The organism is Streptomyces sp. NPDC058001 (assembly GCF_042886315.1).
Lineage (GTDB): Bacteria > Actinomycetota > Actinomycetes > Streptomycetales > Streptomycetaceae > Streptomyces.
Genome location: NZ_JBHVQT010000010.1, coordinates 78,104 through 96,190, shown reverse-complemented (window position 1 = coordinate 96,190; position 18,087 = coordinate 78,104). Strand labels below are relative to the sequence as shown.

Here is an 18,087-nt window from a genome sequence, read left to right as displayed (position 1 = left end):
CCGGTCTCAGCCGTCCGCGAGGCCGTCGGGGCGCTCCAGGAGGTCCCTGAGCAGCCGTTCGTCGTCGGGCGACAGCGCCGTCACGAACCGGGCGAGCACCGCCTCACGGTCGGACTCGCCGTCCAGGACGCGGCGCATGCGCAGGGCGGCGAGGCCCGCCTCGTCGGAGGCGGCGCGCCAGGCGAAGGAGCGGCCCGCGCGCTCGCGGGTGACCGCGCCTTTGTCGTGCAGCCGGGTCAGGATGGTGATCACGGTGGTGTACGCGAGGTCGTCGCCCAGGGCCTCCTGGACCCAGCCGGCGTTCACCGGACCCGGCGCCCGCCGCAGCGCGCCCAGCACCTGGGCCTCCAGTTCCCCTTGCCCGCGCCGCCGCGCACGCCCCGCGCCGTCACCGGCGTCCGACGTGCCTGACGTACCCGATGTGTCCGACGTGCCTGGCGTGTTCGACGTGGCTGGAGTTTTCGACGTGCCTGGCGTGTTCGACATCCGCACCTCACCTCCCCTCGTCCGCCCGTGGAGCGATGTCCCATGCTACGACCCGCCCCGGTGCCGGCGCGGGGGTGTCGCCGGGCCCTTTCGGCGGCAAGACTGGCCCGTATGGAATTCGTCGTCTTCGCCACGTTGCCTGGGCTCGTCATCCTGCTCACGGTGATCGCCCTGGTCGATCAGCTGCTGTTGCGCGCCGGGCGCGCCGGTGTGCTGCCGTGGCGTAACAGCGCGCGCGTGGGACAGGTGTCGGCCACCGGTTTCGAGCAGTTGCACGGCGCCCTGTCCCCCGGCAAGCAGCACGAACTCAAGGAGCGGCAGTCGGCCCTGATCATGCGGGACGACGAGGAGGACGGCGCCCCACCGCACCGCACCCGGGTGGACCTGGACGGCGGGGTGGCCGTGATACACGTGCCGACGCCGGACGGACCGGGAGCGCGTGGCCTTTAGCGGGCGCTTTTCAGTAAACGCACTTCAGTAAGCGCATTTCGGCGACCGGCTGGTCGCGCAGTTCCCCGCGCCCCTTCGGGGCGCTACCCAACCGCGGTCCCGCAGGGCGTCCTGACGCGTACATCCCGGAAGTTATCCACAGGCTGGGGACCTCGCCAGCGGATTGTGGGTCGGTGCGTGCACTATGGGGCCATGACTGAGAGCAACGGGCCCGTGGGTGGGGACAGCACGATGCCGGACTGGGAGAAGCGCTTCCGGGCGCCCCGGGTGTCGCTGCCGGACTGGGCGGAGGACGCACCGCACCGGTCGCTGTTCGTGTCGAACGCGACGGGGACGTATGAGTTGTACGCCTGGGACCGGGGCACCGGGGAGCAGCGGCGGGTGACCGATCGAGCGAATGGGACCACGGACGGGACGCTGTCGCCGGACGGCGCGTGGATCTGGTGGTTCGACGACAAGGACGGCGACGAGTTCGGCGTGTGGCGCCGCCACCCCTTCGAGGGGTACGAGGAAGGGGACGCCCCAGACGGCGGCGACCCGGTGGCGGTGCCGGGGCTCGACGCCTCGTATCCGGCGGGCCTGGCGATCGGGCGGGACCAACGCCTTGCCGTGGTGGGGCGCTCCACCGACGAGGACGGCTCGACGATCCATGTCGTGCGGGGCGACGGCGACCCGGTCGAGGTGTACCGGCACCGGGAGTCGGCGGGCGTGGGCGACCTCTCGCACGACGGTTCGCTGATCGCGATCGAGCACACCGAGCACGGTGACGCGATGCACTCGGCGCTGCGGGTGATGAGGCCGGACGGTTCGCCGGTCGCCGACCTGGACGACACCAAGGGCGGTACGGAGGAGCTGGGCCTGGAGGTACTGGGCTTCGCCCCGGTCGACGGGGACACCCGGCTGCTCGTCGGTCATCAGCGGCGCGGGCGCTGGGAGCCGATGGTGTGGGACGTGGTGTCGGGTGCGGAACGGGACCTCGGGCTCGATCTGCCCGGGGATGTGTCGGCGGAGTGGTATCCGGACGGTTCGGCGCTGCTGATCGTGCACAGCTTCGAGGCGCGCAGCGACATGTGGCGGTTCGACTTCGCGTCGGGCGCGCTGACCCGGATCGAGACACCGCCGGGTTCGGTGTCCGGGGCGACGGCCCGGCCGGACGGCACGGTCGAGTATCTGTGGTCGTCGGCCGCGGAGCCGCCGGTCGTGCGGTCCACGGCGGGCGGGGTGGTCCTCGACCCGCCGGGGATGCGGGCGCCCGCGTCGGTGCCGGTGGAGGACGTGTGGGTGGAAGGGCCCGGCGGGCGCATCCACGCGCTGATCCAGAAGCCGGCCGGGGCGAGCGGGCCGCTGCCCACCGTCTTCGACATCCACGGCGGGCCGACCTGGCACGACAGCGACTCCTTCGCGGCGGGCCCGGCGGCCTGGGTGGACCATGGGTACGCGGTGGTGCGGGTCAACTACCGGGGCTCGACGGGGTACGGCAGGGAGTGGACCGACGCCCTCAAGCACCGGGTCGGGCTGATCGAGCTGGAGGACATCGCGGCGGTGCGGGAGTGGGCGGTGACGTCCGGTCTCGCCGACCCGGAGCGGCTTGTCCTCACGGGCGGTTCCTGGGGCGGCTATCTCACCCTTCTCGGACTCGGCACCCAGCCGGACGCCTGGGCGGTGGGGCTCGCGGCGGTGCCGGTCGCGGACTATGTGACGGCCTACCACGACGAGATGGAAGCGCTGAAGGCGATGGACCGGACCCTGCTCGGCGGCACCCCTGAGGAGGTCCCCGAGCGTTTCGCGGCCTCGTCCCCGCTGACCTACGTCGACGCCGTGAAGGCCCCGGTCTACATCTCGGCAGGCGTCAACGACCCACGCTGCCCGATCCAACAGGTCGAGAACTACGTATCCCGCCTGGCCGCCCGCGAGGCCGTCCACGAGGTCTACCGCTATGACGCGGGCCATGGCTCCCTGGTCGTCGACGAACGCATCAAACAGGTCAGCTTGGAACTGACCTTCCTGGCCAAGCACGTGCCTCCGGCGGTTTAGCGGGGTCTGGGGAGGGGGTCTGTGGGGGGGCGCCGGCCCCTCCGCCGTCCCCGCCGCAGCAGCGCGGGGTCAGTGAAGGGGCGGCAGCCCCTCTACTCACTCCGCCGCGACGGCGCGCACCTCCGCGAAGGTGACCGGCGGTGCCGAACCGCGATCTCCCCGGCGGGGGCCAGAGGGGCGGAGCCCCCGGCCCCCCACCGGTCAGCCCCCGGCAGGGACCACGTACGGTGAAGAGGTGTACCGGTTCCTGCTGACCCCCCGCTGGTGGGGGATCAACGTGTTCGTCGTGCTCGCCATCCCCTTCTGCGTTTTCATGGGGTCCTGGCAGCTTGGCCGGTTCGAGGACCGGGTGAAGGACCATCGGTCCGAGACCGAGCAGTCCGCCGAGAACAAGACCGCGGCGGCAAGACCGCTGGCCTCCCTGCTCCCCGTGGACAAGGAGACGTCGGGAAAGCGCGCGCGGGCCACCGGCCGGTACGGCGAGCAACTGCTCGTCCCGGACCGTGAACTCGACGGCAAGCGCGGCTTCTACGTGGTCTCGATGTTCCGTACCGACGACGGCGGCGGCAGGGCACTGCCCGTGGTCCGGGGCTGGCTGCCCGGCGATGTCGACCCGGCCCGGGTCCCCGCGGCACCGACCGGCGAGGTCACCGTCACCGGCGCCCTCCAGGCATCCGAGAGCCCGGGTTCCGGCACCGTCAGCGGACTGCCCAAGGGCCAGCTCGGCCTGATCAGCGCGGCATCGCTGGTGAACCTCGTGCCGTACGACGTGTACGACGCCTGGGTCACCGTCGACCGCGCGGACGGCGGGATGAAGCCGGTGCCCGCGACGGCGCCGCAGGGTACGGGCCTGGATCTGAAGGCGTTCCAGAATCTGGGCTACACCGGCGAGTGGTTCGTCTTCGCGGGGTTCGTGGTGTTCATGTGGTTCCGACTGCTGCGCCGCGAGGCCGAGTTCGCCCGCGACGCCGCCCTGGGACTCACCCCCGCCACACAGAGCTGAGCCACCCCGGCCCCCGTACAGAAACGGCTGGGGGAACGACTACGACGCGGGCAGAACACCCGTGTAGTACACCGTGCCCGCGCACGCGTTGGGGATCGTGGCGCCGGTGGAGGGTCCGCCCGGCTCGGCCGTGTGGGAGACCGTCACACTGCCGTCGGCCTGCCCCCCGTCTTCGCGGTACAGCTGCGCCGATGTGCCCTGATCCCCGGTGCCTCCGGCCCCTCCGGCGCCGGCCGATGCCGTGCCGGGGTCCGACGGTGACGGGTCCGGTGAGGGACCGCCCGTGCTGCCGCCGCCGGGGGGACAGCTCTCGGACGGGACCCAGGCGAAGCGCACCTCGTACGAGGCACCGGGGTGGAGCAGGACCGGGGCCGCCGCGTCCGAGGGAGCGGGCAGTCCGGTGGCCGCGTCACCGGCGGTGTGCGTCGCCGTGATGACCTTGCCCTGGTCGGCCGCGCCCGCGACCGCGGTGCTCACGGAGCCGCCGCCCTCGACGGAACAGCCGGCCCCGGAGATGTTGGTGACCCGGAACGTGCCGTACACCTTGCCCTCGGCGTCCGGGCTGCCGACCACCGTGTTGGCGCTTCCGAGTTCCGAGACGCCGCACGCGGGCGCGTTGGACGCCACCGTGCCGGACGGGTTGCCGGAACCGCCGGTCGCGTCGGCACCCTTCCCCTTGTCGCCCGGCTTGTCCTTCTTGTCGCCCTTGCCTTGGGAGCTGGCCTTGTCGGACGGGCTGTCGGAGTCCTTGTGGCCGCTGTCGGCGCCCTTGCCCCGTCCCGTACCGCCCTGTGTCTGCTCGCCGTGTCCGGCGATGGACGTGCGGTCGTCGCCCGAGCCGCCGGCGTTGGAGACATGGACCAGGGCGGGGATCGCGGTGCCGATGAGCAGCGCGGCGGCGGCCATCCCGACGACGGCCTGCCGCTTACGGGCGCGCCGCGCGGGCACCGCCCGGCGCAGATGGTCGAGGGTGCCGTCGACCGGCTCGATGTTCTGCACGGCTTGCTGCATCAGCCTGCGCAGCGCCGGCTCGTCGGAGCCCAGATCAAAGGCACCGGTGTCGGGGCCGTCGGGCGTGTGATCCGCGTCGTCGGGCGAGCGATCGGGGCCGTGGTTCACAGTTCCGTTCCCAGCGTGTTGCTCGTTCTCGTACCACTCGTGCTTGCTCATGCCGACGCCCCCATGGCGACGCGCAGGGCGGCTATGCCGCGAGAGCCGTATGCCTTCACCGAGCCCAAGGAGATACCGAGGGTCTCGGCGACCTGGGACTCGGTCATGTCCGCGAAGTACCGCAGGACGAGGACCTCGCGCTGGCGCCGCTGGAGTCCGCGCATCGCCTTGATGAGGGCGTCGCGCTCCAGTTGGTCATAGGCGCCCTCCTCGGCGCTCGCCATGTCCGGCATCGGCTTGGACAGCAGCTTCAGCCCGAGGATGCGGCGGCGCAGCGCGGACCGGGAGAGGTTCACCACGGTCTGCCGGAGATACGCGAGGGTCTTGTCGGGGTCACGGACCCGTTTACGCGCGGAGTGCACGCGGATGAACGCCTCCTGGACCACGTCCTCGCAGGAGGCCGTGTCGTCCAGGAGCAGGGCGGCGAGACCGAGCAGCGACCGGTAGTGCGCGCGATAGGTCTCGGTGAGGTGGTCGACAGTGGTCCCCTCGGCCACGGCCTCGGCGCCCGCGGCGTCACCGCCGCGCTGCGACGGTACGCGGGTGGACCGCGCCGCCGGCACCGGCGCGATCACGGGCATACCGCCGAGCGGTGCGCCGGGCCTGCGGGGACGGCCGGCCGGGCGCAGAGCCGCGCCCCGCACCTGGACCACTGTGAATTCGAGTACCTCTGCCACGCCTGTTGGACACGCGTCCCCCCGGCAGGGTTGTACGCGGCGCCGGCCGTCTTGTACGCGACAGGCATCACACTCTCGCCGGGCGCCCTTCCTGACGTCACGTCACATGCCCACATGCGTACCAGCTCTTCCCTCGTGCCCCGATATGTCCCGCACCCGACGCCCCGGAAGGCGACCGCAAAGACGCTCCCCGCCGTGTGCGCGGTTGCACAGGGCGGGGAGAAATTTCGGCCGCCATGACGACGGCCAGGACGGCCCGGCTCACATGACACGGCCCCCTGCCGTTTCATGGAACACACACAGATCCTACAAATGAATCCGGTGAACACCAGAGGGAGTCCGGCTATCGAACGTGCGGAGCACCGATTTTCCTGGCTCAGCCCGTGGCTCAGCTCCTCGCTCAGCCCCTGGCTCAGCCCCTGACTCAGCCCCTGGCCAGTTCCGCCGCGATCAGCTCGGCGATCTGCGCGGTGTTGAGGGCGGCACCCTTGCGCAGATTGTCGCCGCACACGAAGAGTTCCAGCGCGGTCGGGTCGTCGAGGGAGCGGCGGACGCGGCCGACCCAGGTGGGGTCGGTGCCGACGACATCGGCCGGGGTGGGGAACTCACCGGCGGCCGGGTTGTCGAAGAGGACGACGCCGGGCGCCGTGGCGAGAATCTCCCGGGCGCGGTCGACCGTGACCTCGTTCTCGAAGCGGGCGTGCACGGTCAGCGCGTGCGTCGTGACGACCGGTACCCGGACGCAGGTCGCGGTGACCCGCAGGTCCGGCAGCCCGAGGATCTTGCGGGACTCGTCCCGTACCTTCATCTCCTCGGACGACCAGCCGTCCTCGCGCAGCGAGCCGGCCCACGGTACGACGTTCAGCGCGACCGGTTCCGGGAAGGGGCCGGTGCGGTCGCCGACGGCACGGCGTACGTCGCCGGGTGAGGTGCCCAGCTCCGTACCGGCGACGAGGTTGATCTGTTCGCGCAGCGTGTCGATGCCCGCGCGGCCCGCGCCGCTCACCGCCTGGTACGAGGAGACGATCAGCTCTCGCAGCCCGAACTCGGCGTGCAGCGCGCCGATCGCGACGATCATCGACAGGGTGGTGCAGTTCGGGTTGGCGACGATGCCGCGCGGCCGGACCCGGGCGGCGTGCGGATTGACCTCGGGCACGACCAGCGGCACGTCCGGGTCCATCCGGAAGGCGGCGGAGTTGTCCACGACGATCACGCCCTTGGCGGCGGCGATCGGCGCCCAGCGCGCGGCGATGTCGTCGGGCACGTCGAACATCGCGAGGTCGACGCCGTCGAACGCTTCCTCGGTGAGGGCGACGACCTCGGTCTCGGCACCGCGCACGGTCAGCTTGCGGCCGGCCGAGCGCGGTGACGCGACGAGTCGGATCTCGCCCCAGATGTCCGCGTGCTGGGACAGGATCTGGAGCATGACCGCGCCGACGGCTCCGGTCGCTCCCACGACCGCGAGCGTCGGTCGCCCGGTCATCGCCCGGTGCCCCCGTACACGACGGCCTCGTCCGAGTCCGAGTCGAGGCCGAACGCGCTGTGGACGGCGCGGACGGCTTCCTTGACGTCGTCGGCGCGGGTGACCACCGAGATACGGATCTCGGAGGTCGAGATGAGTTCGATGTTGACGCCCGCGTCGCTGAGCGCCTCGAAGAAGGTCGCCGTCACGCCCGGGTTGGTCTTCATACCGGCGCCGACGAGGGAGATCTTGGCGATCTGGTCGTCGTAGCGCAGGGACTCGAAGCCGGACGCGGACTTGGTGCGCTCCAGGGCGTCGATGGCCTTGCGGCCCTCGGTCTTCGGGAGCGTGAACGAGATGTCCGTCAGACCGGTCGACGCGGCGGACACGTTCTGCACGACCATGTCGATGTTGACCGCGGCATCGGCGATGGCGCGGAAGATCGAGGCGGCCTCGCCGGGCTTGTCCGGGACGCCTACTACGGTGATCTTCGCCTCGGAGGTGTCGTGCGCGACACCCGAGATGATGGCCTGCTCCACCTTCTGGTCCCCTTGCCTGGCGTGTGCTTCGCTGCTGACCCAGGTGCCCTGGAGGCCCGAGAAGGACGACCGGACATGGATCGGGATGTCGTACCGGCGTGCGTACTCCACACAGCGGTGGAGGAGCACCTTGGAGCCGGAGCTGGCCAGCTCCAGCATGTCCTCGAAGGAGATCCAGTCGATCTTCCGGGCCTTCTTGACGACCCGGGGGTCGGCGGTGAAGACGCCGTCCACGTCGGTGTAGATCTCGCAGACCTCCGCGTCGAGCGCGGCGGCGAGGGCGACTGCCGTGGTGTCACTGCCGCCCCGGCCGAGCGTGGTGATGTCCTTCTTGTCCTGCGACACGCCCTGGAACCCGGCGACGATGGCGATGTTGCCCTCGTCCAGTGCGGTACGGATACGGCCCGGCGTGACATCGATGATGCGCGCCTGGTTGTGGACCGAGTCGGTGATGACGCCCGCCTGGCTGCCCGTGAAGGACTGGGCCTCGTGGCCGAGGTTTTTGATCGCCATCGCCAGCAGGGCCATGGAGATCCGCTCCCCGGCGGTCAGCAGCATGTCGAACTCACGCCCGGCCGGCATCGGGGATACCTGCCCGGCGAGATCGATCAGCTCGTCCGTCGTGTCGCCCATCGCGGAGACCACGACAACCACCTGGTTGCCGTTCTTCTTGGCTTCCACGATCCGCTTGGCGACGCGCTTGATGCCCTCGGCATCGGCTACGGAGGAGCCTCCGTACTTCTGCACGACAAGGCCCACGTGCGCTCCTCGCTCATTCCGTCTCGGTCCGCACCACTGCGGTCGGCTCAGTTTAACGAGCGGCCGGTCACGGCCGGGTACGTATCACATGGTGAGATGTCCCGCCCACCACGTGATCACCCGACCGGACGGCCCGCTCCATCGCGGAACCTGCCCCCTGTATCTGCGGCCACTCCGGAAAGTGTCCCGGCTCACACGTCCGGGCTCACACGTCCGGCTCACACGTCCGGGCTCACACCCGGAGGGAGCTGGGGAGCACCGGGGTCGTCCTCCTCCTCCAGCGAGGTGCGTAGCGAGTCGGCGCGGCTGAGGAGTTCCCGGAACGCCGGGGAGTCGCCGCCCAGGACCTGCCGGGCGGAGTCCATGGCGTCGTCCAGGTCGAAGGACCCGTTCGACTCGGCCCTCTGGACGAGGTGCATCAGCAGGAGGATTCCGCGCGCGCTGAGGGTCGCCGCGTCGTCGGGGCCGAGATGGCGCGCCGCGTCCTCGGCGCTGCGTTCGGCGTGCGCGAGGGCGCCCTCGATGTCCCGGCTGAACACGGAGAGCTGCGCGAGCGTGAGCCGGGCCTGGATGGTCTCCAGATGTCCGGGGCCGAGTACGCGCTCACAGTCCGCCAGCTGTTCCTCGGCGGCGACGACCTGGCGGCGGGCCCATTCCTGCGTCTCGTCCGGGTCGACGGACTGGCTGAAGTCCTTGACCATGGAGGTGAGTTCACTCTCGTCGAGCCGGGTTCCGATGCTCATCAGGGTGGCTCCCGCGTCGTCGCCCAGGAGGCTTCCCAGGTTCGACACCTGGGACAGCCGGCCGCGGGCGTCCAGTGTCGCCGGATGGGTCTCGCCGAGCGCGCGGGCACTGTCGGCGATGGTGCGTCGCAGGCCGTCCACGGCGCCCGGCAGGTTCCCGGCCCTGACGAGGATCATGGCGCCGGCCGTCCGGGCCTCGATGGTGCCGGGGTGTCCGGCGCCCAGGACCCGGGTGCGGAGCTTCACCACGTGTTCGACGATCCGCCCGGCCCGTTCGGCGTCGTCGGCCTTGAGGCAGGCACCGGCGAGTTCGTAGCGCGCGGTGAGGGTCTCGGGGTGGCGCGGGCCGAGGACCCGTTCGCAGTCGGCGAGATGGCGCTCGGCCTCGGCGACGGGCAGCGGCTGCCGGCTGACCAGGCGGTTACGGGCGATCAGCACGCTGGGGTGGTCCGGGCCGAGGTGCCGCAGCAGACCGGCCGCACCGCGTTCCAGGAACCGCAGGGCGCGCTGGGACATGCCCTGTTCGGACATGAACGCGCCCAACCGGCTGACGGCACGCGCCAGTTCGACGGGGTCGGCGTCCTGCGGGCTGTGCTCGGCCATCGCCTCGACGTGCGGCAGCAGGGTGCGCCATTCGGGCCAGCCGGCCGGGTCGTCGGCGTCGGTGGGCAGCGACTCGGCGAGGGATTCGGCGGCGATCTCCCGGGCCTGCGCGACGGCGCCGGGGCCGCGGTGCGGATCGTCGGGGTCGGGCGTACGGGCGACGGCCTGGACCAGCCGGTGCACGGACAGCGTGGTGCCGTGCGAGGTGGTGCCGTGCAGGGTGAGCATGCTGTGCGCGGCGAGGCGGCCGACGGCGCGGTGCACGGCGGGGCGGGCACCGAGGGTGTCCAGGAGGGAACGGGGGATGCCGTCGGGCGCGTACCAGGCGAGGGCCAGCAGGATGGTGACGGCGAGCGGGTCGTCGGCGATGCGGTCCAGGGTGAGGCGCCAAACCCGGGCGACGGTCCGCTGGATGTCACCGCCTTCCGCGGTGGCCGTGTACATATGGGCCGGGTAGTCGGCGAGCAGGTCGAGGTATTCGCGGGCGGTGGCGCCGGTCTCGGCGCAGTAGGCGGCGGCCTGTTCGACGGCGAGCGGGAGACAGCCCAGTTCGGCGCAGACCTCGGCGGTGCCGTCGCCCGCGCCGGGGCAGATCCGGGTGAACAGGTCGGCGGCCTCGGCGGGTTCGAGGACGTCGAGGCTGATGGGATCGGCGATGCCGTGCCAGCCGGTGGCGCGCCGGCTGGTGATCAGGAACCGTCCGGTGGTCGCGGCGAGCAGCGGCTTGAGGTCGGCCGGGTCGGAGACGTTGTCGAGGACGACCAGCCAGTCGTCGTGCGCGGTGAGCCACTGAAGTGCCCAGTCGCGCAACTGCCGTTGCTGGAGGAGGGTCGTCAGGGCCGGCTGGAGGGTGCCGGCCAGCGAGGCGAGTCCGGCGTCGACGGACGCGGGGCTCTCGGCGGTGATCCACCAGACGGGGGTACGCCGGGCCCGGTCGGCGGCCCAGCGCGCGGCCAGCGTGGACTTGCCGATACCGCCCAGGCCGTGCACGGCGTGCACGACGGCGCCACCGGGACTCGCCAACGCCGCGTCCAGCAGGGCGAGTTCACGGTCACGCCCGACGAACAGAGTGGGCCGCTCGGGCAGATTCGTCAGCCCGGCGGGCCACTCCACGGACGCGGCCTGCGGATACGCGCCGGCCGGCAGCACGGTGGCGTGATCGATCCGTACGGTCCCGATCGCACCGGCCCCGGTGACGGCGACACCGATGTCCCCCTGCGCCGCCACGGCCCCGTCCCCCGAGGCCCCCACCACCGGCCGCCGCTCGAACATCCCGCTCATACGCCACATGATGCCGCGCCCACACCCGAACCGTCAGGCTTCCGGGGACACTTGCCCACGGCGGGACGACCGGGGGGAGGGACTTGCGGTCGGTCTCAGTCTGTCGGCGTGGATCCGGCGCAGGCGTCGGCGATGGCCTGCGTGTCCCAGTAGAACGGACGGACCTCGGCGATCTGCCCGTCCTTGACCGTGATCGTTTGCAGGATGGGGAAGCTGAGTTCACGGCCGGTCGCACGAGCACGGGCACGGACCTGGGTGAGTACGACCGCGGTCTCACCGGTGGCAAGAAACTCCTGCTCCACCATGTCGAAGGTCTCCCAGACCTGTCCCATCGTGAGGAAGAACTGCGTCATTCCTGTGTGCCCACGCCAAGTACCCCCGTACGGCAGGGCATCCGCCTGATGCAGCTCGACATCCGACGCGAAGAAGGGGGCAAGCAAGTCGAACGAAGCCTCGCCGGGACCTCCGGCCGCGAGGTACTCGGCCTCAGCCGCATACATGCAGGTGAGGACCGTCACTGAGTCTGTAGTGGATGAGATCGTCATGACACCAGCGTGATCAGCAAGGCCACATCTTGCTCGCGGAAATCAGACGTCGTCGTGCAACACGGTCACCACTCCCGCAACACGCCCTGTCCGAACCCAGGAGACCATGTCGCCTCGCCGTCACATCCAGCTGAGTTCGCCCGTGGCAGGGACGAGGGAGTCGAGTTCGGTGAATACGTCGTCGGGGCCGTCGATGACCGTGGTGTTGGGTCGTGCCGCGTACTCCCGTGCCCACTCGTGTGTCATGAGCGACCGCATCAGGAAGACCCGACGCCCGTGCTCCAGGGCGAGCCGGGCCTGCATACGGGCTCCGCTGCGATACGCGGCCTCGACGACCACGGTGGCCAGGCTGTACCCGCTCATCACGGCATTGCGCATCGGGAAGGATGTCTTCGACGGCGGCGCGTCGGGCCAGAACTGCGAGAGCAGCAGCCCCCGCTCGGCGATCTCGCCCTGCAAGCGGGCGTTCTGCGCCGGATAGGAACGGCGCAGGCCCGTCCCGATGACCCCGACGGTTCGCCCGCCGACCGCGAGGGCCGTTCCGTGTGCTGCCGTGTCGATGCCGGCGGCGAGGCCGCTCACGACGGTGACACCCCGCTCCGCGAGCCCTCCGGCGATGGCGCGCGCGTGCGCGACGCCCTCGGGGGTGGGGTTACGGGTGCCGACGACGGCGACCCGCAGATCGTCCTCTACGGGAGTGCCGCGCAGAAAGAGGAAGGGCGGACGCTGGTGCACCAGCCGCAGATACAGCGGGTAGTCGTCGTCCAGGACGGTGACCAGCCGCATGCCCTCGCTCTCCCAGGCCGCGATCTCGGCGGCGATGCCCTCCAGGTCCTTTTCGTCCGCGAACGCCTCATCGAACAAGGCACCCTGCCCGGAGACATCAAGGGCACCGTCGAGGACTTCCCAGGCGCTTCCGACGGATTCGACCTGGTCGGTGAGGTCGGACCAGGACCGATCCCCGCGCCGCAGGAGTGCGACGAGCGCCGCCTGCTCCAGCTCCCGGTCCATGCCGCAAGTATAGAGACGGCCCCCACCGGTCACCCCGGTAACGGAGCACCGGGGTATCGACGGCGCCGCGCACCTCACCTGTGCCACGGCTGCGCCACCGGGAGGGGGTCGATGCGCCGGGCGGGGCGGAAGGTGTCGGGCACGTGGCCGGGGCGGACGTCGCGCTCGGGGGACATGAACTCGGCGCGGCAGTCCTCGCAGATGCCTCGGACGAGGTTCACCGTACGTTCGTCCTCGTCGCACAGGGGGCAGACCATCAGAGCGCGGGTGACCCGCTCGCCCTGGGGCTCGGCGGCTGCGGGAGTCTGCTTGGGGGGCATCTTCTTCTCCAGTCGGTGACGGGCGATGGCGCCCGGATTCTGTACGGGTACGGGTAGCCCTGCCGTCAGGGCCCGGGTGAGATGGTCGACGCTCGCACCGCGCTCCAGCCACTCGGCCGCGAGCGGTTCCAGGGCCGCGCATTCCGCGCCGGACAACGTCATCCGGGGGTCCTGACGGCCGAGGCGGGCGAGAGCGGTGTACGCGGGGGACGGGGAAGGGGACGGTGGCTGGGAAGGGTCCTTGGACGGGAGGTCGGCCTCCGACTCCCGCTCCGGTTCCGGGACTTGCGGGGTGTCCGCGTCGGCGGGCTCAACCCTCGGACCCGGCACCGTCGCCTTGCCCGAGCGGCGCCGCACCGTCACGTCAGTGCCGTGGATGTCGCGTACGAACTCGGCCCACCACGCGTCGTCCCGTGCCGTACGGGACCAATACGTCCTGGTCACCCAGCGCATGCAGCCGTCGGCCGCCGTCAGATGCTCCAGAACGTGCCGGATGTGGCCGTGGTCGGTGAGGTTGCCGATCGCCGTGCGGCACGCCTGCTGGCCGTAGCCGTCGAGCACGCTCGCCAGCGCTTTGTAGCCGATCGCCGATCCCTCGTCCAGGCGATCCAGATAGCCGGCGATCTCGGCTTCCCTCCTGGGCAGGTGTGCGAAGTCCTGCTCAGAGGGCGGTAATTGGGCCGGTGCCTCGCGCTTTCCGTACCCCGGACTTGCGTGGGGGTGTGCGGCGGCGGGCAGCGCGGAAGTAGAGTTGAGGATAGCCACGAGCGGGCCTCAATCAATCTTTCGAGTGGGTTGAGCCGGGTTCGACTCGTAGGTCAGGCCCCGGACTCGGTGTTGGCGCACCGACCGGGGCTGTTTCCTGCCGCGAACGCTAAAGCCTGCACACACTGCGGCGCAAGCTGGTCACCCAAAGTGAACTGGCCATGTCAGAGCGACCGTTGGCGCCCCGCGTTGGCGCCCTGCCTGCGATCCCGGGTTGGTTGGGTGGGTAGAGAGACCAACCAACCATTCCTTGGGAGAAGCTCGGGGCCCGAAACCCGCGGCCCGAGGCTTGAGCCTCGGGCCGACCTGGGGTTTATCTGGGGTTTATGGGGTGGGTGAAGGCCGGCGAACGCCGGTGGAAACCGTCAGGGTGAAGTGGTGCGGAGGCCCAAGGGGGCCGCGATTTCTTCTGCCATGACTCGGCCCGCCGCTTCCGCCAGGTCGTCGTCCGCCAGGTCCTCGTCCGTGTCCAGGCCGTCCAGGGCCTCCAGGGGCTGGTTCAGGCGGACGTGGGCCACCAGGGACTGGAGGGCGCGCAGGGCGCCGGAGGCCGAGGAGCCCCAGTTGGAGAAGTAGGAGAACTGCCACCACCACAGGGCTTCCACCACGCGGCCCGCGCGGTAGTGGGCCATGCCGTGGCGCAGGTCGGCGACCACGTTGGCGAGGTCGTCGGAGATACGGCAGGCGACGGGGGCCTTGCGGGGCTCGTAGGGGTCGAAGACCTCGGAGTAGACGTCGACCGGTTCGAGAAGGACCGCGAGGCGCTCGCGCAGCTCGTCGGCGTCCGGCTCGGGGCCGAGGTCGGGCTCGTACCGCTCGTCGGGGACGATGTCCTCGTGCGCGCCCAGTCGGCCGCCGGCCAGCAGGAGCTGCGAGACCTCCAGGAGGAGGAACGGCACGGCGGAGTCCGGCTCGTCGCCCTTGGCGACCTCGCCGACGGCGACGAGGAAGCTCTCGATCTGATCGGAGATCTGGACCGCGAAGTCGTCCGGGTCCTGAGTCGTGGCGTGCAGCGTGGCGTCAGACATCTTGGAGTCGTCTCCCCTCGAAGGCGCGTCCGAGAGTCACCTCTTCCGCGGCGGCTCTTGTTGCGTCCCCCGCACCGTCGTGCGGACGGCGGGACACTATGCCGGGCCGTTCGGCCCGGCGGACGGGTCGTCCGGTGCGGTACGCCGTACTGGGCGCCGCCCGGCGAACGGGGCGGCCGATGCCGATGCCAGTGGTGTCATACATCCAGCAACCGCCTCCCCTCGAAGGCGCGGCCGAGGGTGACCTCGTCCGCGTATTCCAGGTCTCCACCCACCGGCAGGCCGCTGGCGAGACGGGTGACCCGCAGGCCCATGGGCTTGATCATGCGGGCGAGGTAGGTGGCCGTGGCCTCGCCCTCCAGGTTCGGGTCCGTGGCCAGGATCAGCTCGGTGACCGTGCCGTCCGCGAGGCGGGCCAGCAGTTCGCGGATGCGCAGATCGTCCGGGCCGACGCCCTCAATGGGGCTGATGGCGCCGCCCAGCACGTGATACCGGCCCCGGAACTCCCGGGTCCGCTCGACCGCCACGACATCCTTGGGTTCCTCGACGACACAGATGACCGCCGGGTCGCGCCGGGTGTCACGGCAGATACCGCACTGCTCCTCCTGCGCCACATTGCCGCAGACCGAACAGAAGCGGACCTTGGCCTTCACCTCAAGGAGGGCGTGGGCAAGGCGGCGTACGTCGGTCGGCTCCGCCTGGAGGATGTGGAAGGCGATCCGCTGCGCGCTCTTGGGACCGACGCCGGGCAGCCTGCCCAACTCGTCGATGAGGTCCTGGACCACGCCTTCGTACAACGGACTGCCTTTCCTGGAGTGCTTCGGTACGTAACCGTAGTTGGCCGTCGACCGCCTTAGAAGGGCAGTCCCGGAATGCCGCCGCCGCCGATTCCCTGGGCGAGCGGGCCGAGCTTGTCCTGCTGGAGCGCCTGCGCGTTCTCGTTCGCCGCCTGGACCGCCGCGACGACCAGGTCCGCCAGGGTCTCGGTGTCCTCCGGGTCTACGGCCTTGGGGTCGATGACCAGGCCACGCAGTTCACCGGAACCGGTCACCGTCGCCTTGACCAGGCCGCCGCCCGCCTGCCCCTCGACCTCGGTCGCCGCCAGTTCCTCCTGGGCGCGCGCGAGATCCTGCTGCATCTTCTGGGCCTGCTGGAGCAGCTGCTGCATATTGGGCTGGCCACCACCGGGGATCACGATCAGCTCCTGGCTGCCGGCGCTTTCCACGCCGGCGGACGACGGTATGACAGGTCGGCGGGGTTTTCCGCCTGGCACGAGCCTACGTGCTCGGAGGGTCACTCGCCCCAGCACTCTTTCGAGTGAGTTGGGCCGTTCTCCTATACCTGATCAAGGGCCACTTCCGGGCGGAAAACCTGCGAAAACGGAAGTGCGGCCACCCATTGGGCGGTAGGAAGGGGGCGGCCGATCGGCACCGCACGTCACAGCAACATCACGTAACGTCGCCCATTCATCACTCAGAGCAATCATCGCGAATCGCCGTCATCACGTACCGCAGGACATGCAGCACATAGGGAGTGCCGGGTGAGTCAGCCGGAGATGCAGCCCGAGGGACCGCCCCAGGACGGGCGGGGCGAGGGCGGGGGCCTGCGGCCGGACGATCTGGCCGGGCGGCGCTTTCCGCTCGGCAACTGGGCGGAACCGGCTCAGCGGCTCGAAGAGCTGTACCGGTGGGTGGAGCAGGGCGCCCTGGCCACCGCCGACTGGTATCTGGCGGACCGGGTGTGGAAGCGGCGGGGGGCGCGGGGGCTGCGGGGCGGGGCGGCGGTCGGGGCCGTGGTCGCGGGGGTGCTGCCGCTCATGGAACTGACCGGGGCCGTCGGTGGCGGGGTCGCGGCCTGGGGGTATCTCGCGCTGTTGCTGGCGGTGGCGTGTGTGGCCGGGGACCGGTTCTTCGGGTTGACGTCCGGGTGGATAAGGGACGTGGCCACGGCGCAGGCGGTGCAGCGGCGGCTTCAGGTTCTTCAGTTCGACTGGGCGTCGGAGTGTGTACGGGAGGTTTTGGGGCCGACCGAGGGGACCGCCAGTGAGGCGGCCGATCGGTGTCTTGGGGTGTTGCGGCGGTTCTGTGACGACGTGACGGAGCTGGTGCGGGTGGAGACGGCGGACTGGATGGTGGAGTTTCGGGCCGGGCCCGCGCCGCTGGGTTTGCAGACCGGGGTGGTTGGTTCGGGTGGGCCCCGGGGTGACGGTGTGTCCGGGGGGCGGGTCCTCCCCCACCCCTCCGGGGCGGCCCGCCCGAACATGCCTCGGCAACGGCCGCCGGAACCTCGGTAACCCTTGGGGTACGGGTGCGCGGTACGGGGGGCTCGGTGAACGTCTGCTCTTGAGTTGCCCGGCACCGAGGTCTCGGTGAACGACTGCTTCGGGTTGCCCGGCACCGGGGTTCCGTTGTGCCCACCCGTTCCGCCGTGCGGAACACCTGCCCACAACGGAGGCGGAACGGGAGGGCTGGCGCGGGTGGGGTGGGGGCGCCGTGCGGGACGCCTGCCCACAACGGAAGCAGCGGAAGTATCCAGGACCGGTGAGTGTTAGCTGAAGATGATCATGGAGCCCTGGGCCAGGCTTCTTGTTGTTGCTGCGTGTAGGCCCAGCCAGACGTGGCGTTCTCTGGCGAAGGGGCTGTCGTCCGGTGGGGCGGGGGCCGCTGGTTCTTCCAGGTCCGTGGGGCCCGCCGGGGGGCTCGGGGGGGCCGGGGGGTTGGCCGGGTCGATGCCGATCGCCGGGGCCACGTACTCCAGTTCGCGCAGGAGCGCTTGGGAGGAGCCCAGGGGGCCGCCGCCCGCGAGGAGTTCGTCGTTGGAGAGCGGGGCCGGGAAGTCGAGGGGGACGTACGCGCCCGCGTGGTCGTAGTGCCAGACCAGGTGCGACTGCTGGGCGGTGGACTCGAACATCTCCAGGAGCTGTTCGTAGTCGCCGCCGAGTGCGTCCACGGGCGTCACGGCGAGCCCGCAGATCTGGAGGAGGTAGGCGCGGCGCAGGAAGTGCAGCGCGTCGTAGTCGAAGCCCGCGACCGGGGCCACGTCACCGGAAAGGCCCGGCATATAGGCGTACACCGGCACCGGGGGCAGGCCGGCCTCGCCCAAGGTCCGGTCGTAGAGCGCGAGTTCCTCGGCGAAGGGGTTGTCGGAACTGTGGCAGAGCACGTCGACGAGCGGGACCAGCCAGAGGTCACAGGCCAAGAGAGAGCACTCC

At 70.8% G+C, this 18,087-nt stretch carries 17 protein-coding genes; 4 read left to right on the top strand and 13 right to left on the bottom strand.

The features are described from left to right. Positions 1-6: 6 nt before the first annotated feature. Complete coding sequence (locus ACFVT5_RS25205) at positions 7-486, bottom strand: BlaI/MecI/CopY family transcriptional regulator (RefSeq protein WP_389892214.1); 480 nt, start codon at positions 484-486, stop codon at positions 7-9. A 111-nt stretch (positions 487-597) separates the two neighbouring features. Here ACFVT5_RS25205 and ACFVT5_RS25200 point away from each other — a divergent pair, with 111 nt between their 5' ends. From ACFVT5_RS25200 to ACFVT5_RS25190, 3 genes are all read left to right on the top strand, one after another. After that, positions 598-936 carry a DUF6191 domain-containing protein gene (locus tag ACFVT5_RS25200; protein WP_389892211.1) on the top strand — a complete coding sequence of 113 codons (339 nt, stop codon included), beginning with the start codon at positions 598-600 and terminating at the stop codon, positions 934-936. A gap of 192 nt (positions 937-1,128) precedes the next feature. After that, positions 1,129-2,970, top strand: a complete 1,842-nt coding sequence (locus ACFVT5_RS25195) for a prolyl oligopeptidase family serine peptidase (protein WP_389892208.1) — start codon at positions 1,129-1,131, stop codon at positions 2,968-2,970. A gap of 235 nt (positions 2,971-3,205) precedes the next feature. After that, a complete protein-coding gene (locus tag ACFVT5_RS25190) occupies positions 3,206-3,973 on the top strand; it encodes an SURF1 family protein (RefSeq protein ID WP_389892205.1) in 768 nt (255 codons plus the stop codon). A gap of 39 nt (positions 3,974-4,012) precedes the next feature. Here the strand turns inward: ACFVT5_RS25190 and ACFVT5_RS25185 are convergent, their stop codons facing one another. The 11 genes from ACFVT5_RS25185 to ACFVT5_RS25135 form a co-directional block, all read right to left on the bottom strand. Continuing rightward, on the bottom strand, positions 4,013-5,143 hold the full coding sequence (locus ACFVT5_RS25185) for a hypothetical protein (RefSeq protein WP_389892203.1): 1,131 nt from the start codon (positions 5,141-5,143) through the stop codon (positions 4,013-4,015). Next, on the bottom strand, positions 5,140-5,820 hold the full coding sequence (locus tag ACFVT5_RS25180; protein ID WP_389892200.1) for a SigE family RNA polymerase sigma factor: 681 nt from the start codon (positions 5,818-5,820) through the stop codon (positions 5,140-5,142). Before ACFVT5_RS25180 ends, ACFVT5_RS25185 begins: the two co-directional genes overlap by 4 nt. 424 nt (positions 5,821-6,244) lie before the next feature. Beyond that, positions 6,245-7,303: an aspartate-semialdehyde dehydrogenase gene (locus ACFVT5_RS25175; RefSeq protein ID WP_389892197.1), complete on the bottom strand. Its 1,059-nt coding sequence runs from the start codon at positions 7,301-7,303 to the stop codon at positions 6,245-6,247. After that, positions 7,300-8,580, bottom strand: coding sequence for an aspartate kinase (locus ACFVT5_RS25170; RefSeq protein WP_389892194.1), 1,281 nt, complete (start codon positions 8,578-8,580; stop codon positions 7,300-7,302). Before ACFVT5_RS25170 ends, ACFVT5_RS25175 begins: the two co-directional genes overlap by 4 nt. A gap of 218 nt (positions 8,581-8,798) precedes the next feature. Then, on the bottom strand, positions 8,799-11,207 hold the full coding sequence (locus ACFVT5_RS25165; protein ID WP_389892191.1) for a tetratricopeptide repeat protein: 2,409 nt from the start codon (positions 11,205-11,207) through the stop codon (positions 8,799-8,801). Positions 11,208-11,302: 95 nt separating this feature from the next. Next, the gene (locus tag ACFVT5_RS25160; protein WP_389892188.1) at positions 11,303-11,752 is read right to left on the bottom strand and encodes a nuclear transport factor 2 family protein; all 450 of its coding nucleotides are present in this window, start codon (positions 11,750-11,752) and stop codon (positions 11,303-11,305) included. Between the two features lie 120 nt (positions 11,753-11,872). Next, positions 11,873-12,763 (bottom strand): DNA-processing protein DprA, encoded by an 891-nt coding sequence (locus ACFVT5_RS25155; RefSeq protein ID WP_389892185.1) that lies wholly within the window; start codon positions 12,761-12,763, stop codon positions 11,873-11,875. Between the two features lie 74 nt (positions 12,764-12,837). Further along, on the bottom strand, positions 12,838-13,848 hold the full coding sequence (locus ACFVT5_RS25150; RefSeq protein WP_389892182.1) for a hypothetical protein: 1,011 nt from the start codon (positions 13,846-13,848) through the stop codon (positions 12,838-12,840). A 365-nt stretch (positions 13,849-14,213) separates the two neighbouring features. Continuing rightward, the gene (locus ACFVT5_RS25145; protein ID WP_389892179.1) at positions 14,214-14,876 is read right to left on the bottom strand and encodes a DUF5063 domain-containing protein; all 663 of its coding nucleotides are present in this window, start codon (positions 14,874-14,876) and stop codon (positions 14,214-14,216) included. 197 nt (positions 14,877-15,073) lie between these two features. Continuing rightward, positions 15,074-15,673, bottom strand: coding sequence for a recombination mediator RecR (gene recR, locus ACFVT5_RS25140; protein ID WP_389892176.1), 600 nt, complete (start codon positions 15,671-15,673; stop codon positions 15,074-15,076). Positions 15,674-15,729: 56 nt separating this feature from the next. After that, a complete protein-coding gene (locus tag ACFVT5_RS25135) occupies positions 15,730-16,071 on the bottom strand; it encodes a YbaB/EbfC family nucleoid-associated protein (RefSeq protein WP_389892956.1) in 342 nt (113 codons plus the stop codon). A 345-nt stretch (positions 16,072-16,416) separates the two neighbouring features. Here ACFVT5_RS25135 and ACFVT5_RS25130 point away from each other — a divergent pair, with 345 nt between their 5' ends. After that, a complete protein-coding gene (locus ACFVT5_RS25130; protein WP_389892173.1) occupies positions 16,417-17,169 on the top strand; it encodes an SLATT domain-containing protein in 753 nt (250 codons plus the stop codon). A 254-nt stretch (positions 17,170-17,423) separates the two neighbouring features. Here ACFVT5_RS25130 and ACFVT5_RS25125 read toward each other — a convergent pair whose 3' ends face one another. Further along, on the bottom strand, positions 17,424-18,074 hold the full coding sequence (locus ACFVT5_RS25125) for a hypothetical protein (protein ID WP_389892171.1): 651 nt from the start codon (positions 18,072-18,074) through the stop codon (positions 17,424-17,426). Positions 18,075-18,087: the final 13 nt, after the last annotated feature.

Coding starts and splice junctions, on each gene's coding strand:
- ACFVT5_RS25205 (WP_389892214.1), bottom strand. CDS start 486: ATGTCGAACACGCCAGGCACGTCGAAAACTCCAGCCACGTCGAACACG.
- ACFVT5_RS25200 (WP_389892211.1), top strand. CDS start 598: ATGGAATTCGTCGTCTTCGCCACGTTGCCTGGGCTCGTCATCCTGCTC.
- ACFVT5_RS25195 (WP_389892208.1), top strand. CDS start 1,129: ATGACTGAGAGCAACGGGCCCGTGGGTGGGGACAGCACGATGCCGGAC.
- ACFVT5_RS25185 (WP_389892203.1), bottom strand. CDS start 5,143: ATGAGCAAGCACGAGTGGTACGAGAACGAGCAACACGCTGGGAACGGA.
- ACFVT5_RS25175 (WP_389892197.1), bottom strand. CDS start 7,303: ATGACCGGGCGACCGACGCTCGCGGTCGTGGGAGCGACCGGAGCCGTC.
- ACFVT5_RS25165 (WP_389892191.1), bottom strand. CDS start 11,207: ATGAGCGGGATGTTCGAGCGGCGGCCGGTGGTGGGGGCCTCGGGGGAC.
- ACFVT5_RS25160 (WP_389892188.1), bottom strand. CDS start 11,752: ATGACGATCTCATCCACTACAGACTCAGTGACGGTCCTCACCTGCATG.
- ACFVT5_RS25155 (WP_389892185.1), bottom strand. CDS start 12,763: ATGGACCGGGAGCTGGAGCAGGCGGCGCTCGTCGCACTCCTGCGGCGC.
- ACFVT5_RS25145 (WP_389892179.1), bottom strand. CDS start 14,876: ATGTCTGACGCCACGCTGCACGCCACGACTCAGGACCCGGACGACTTC.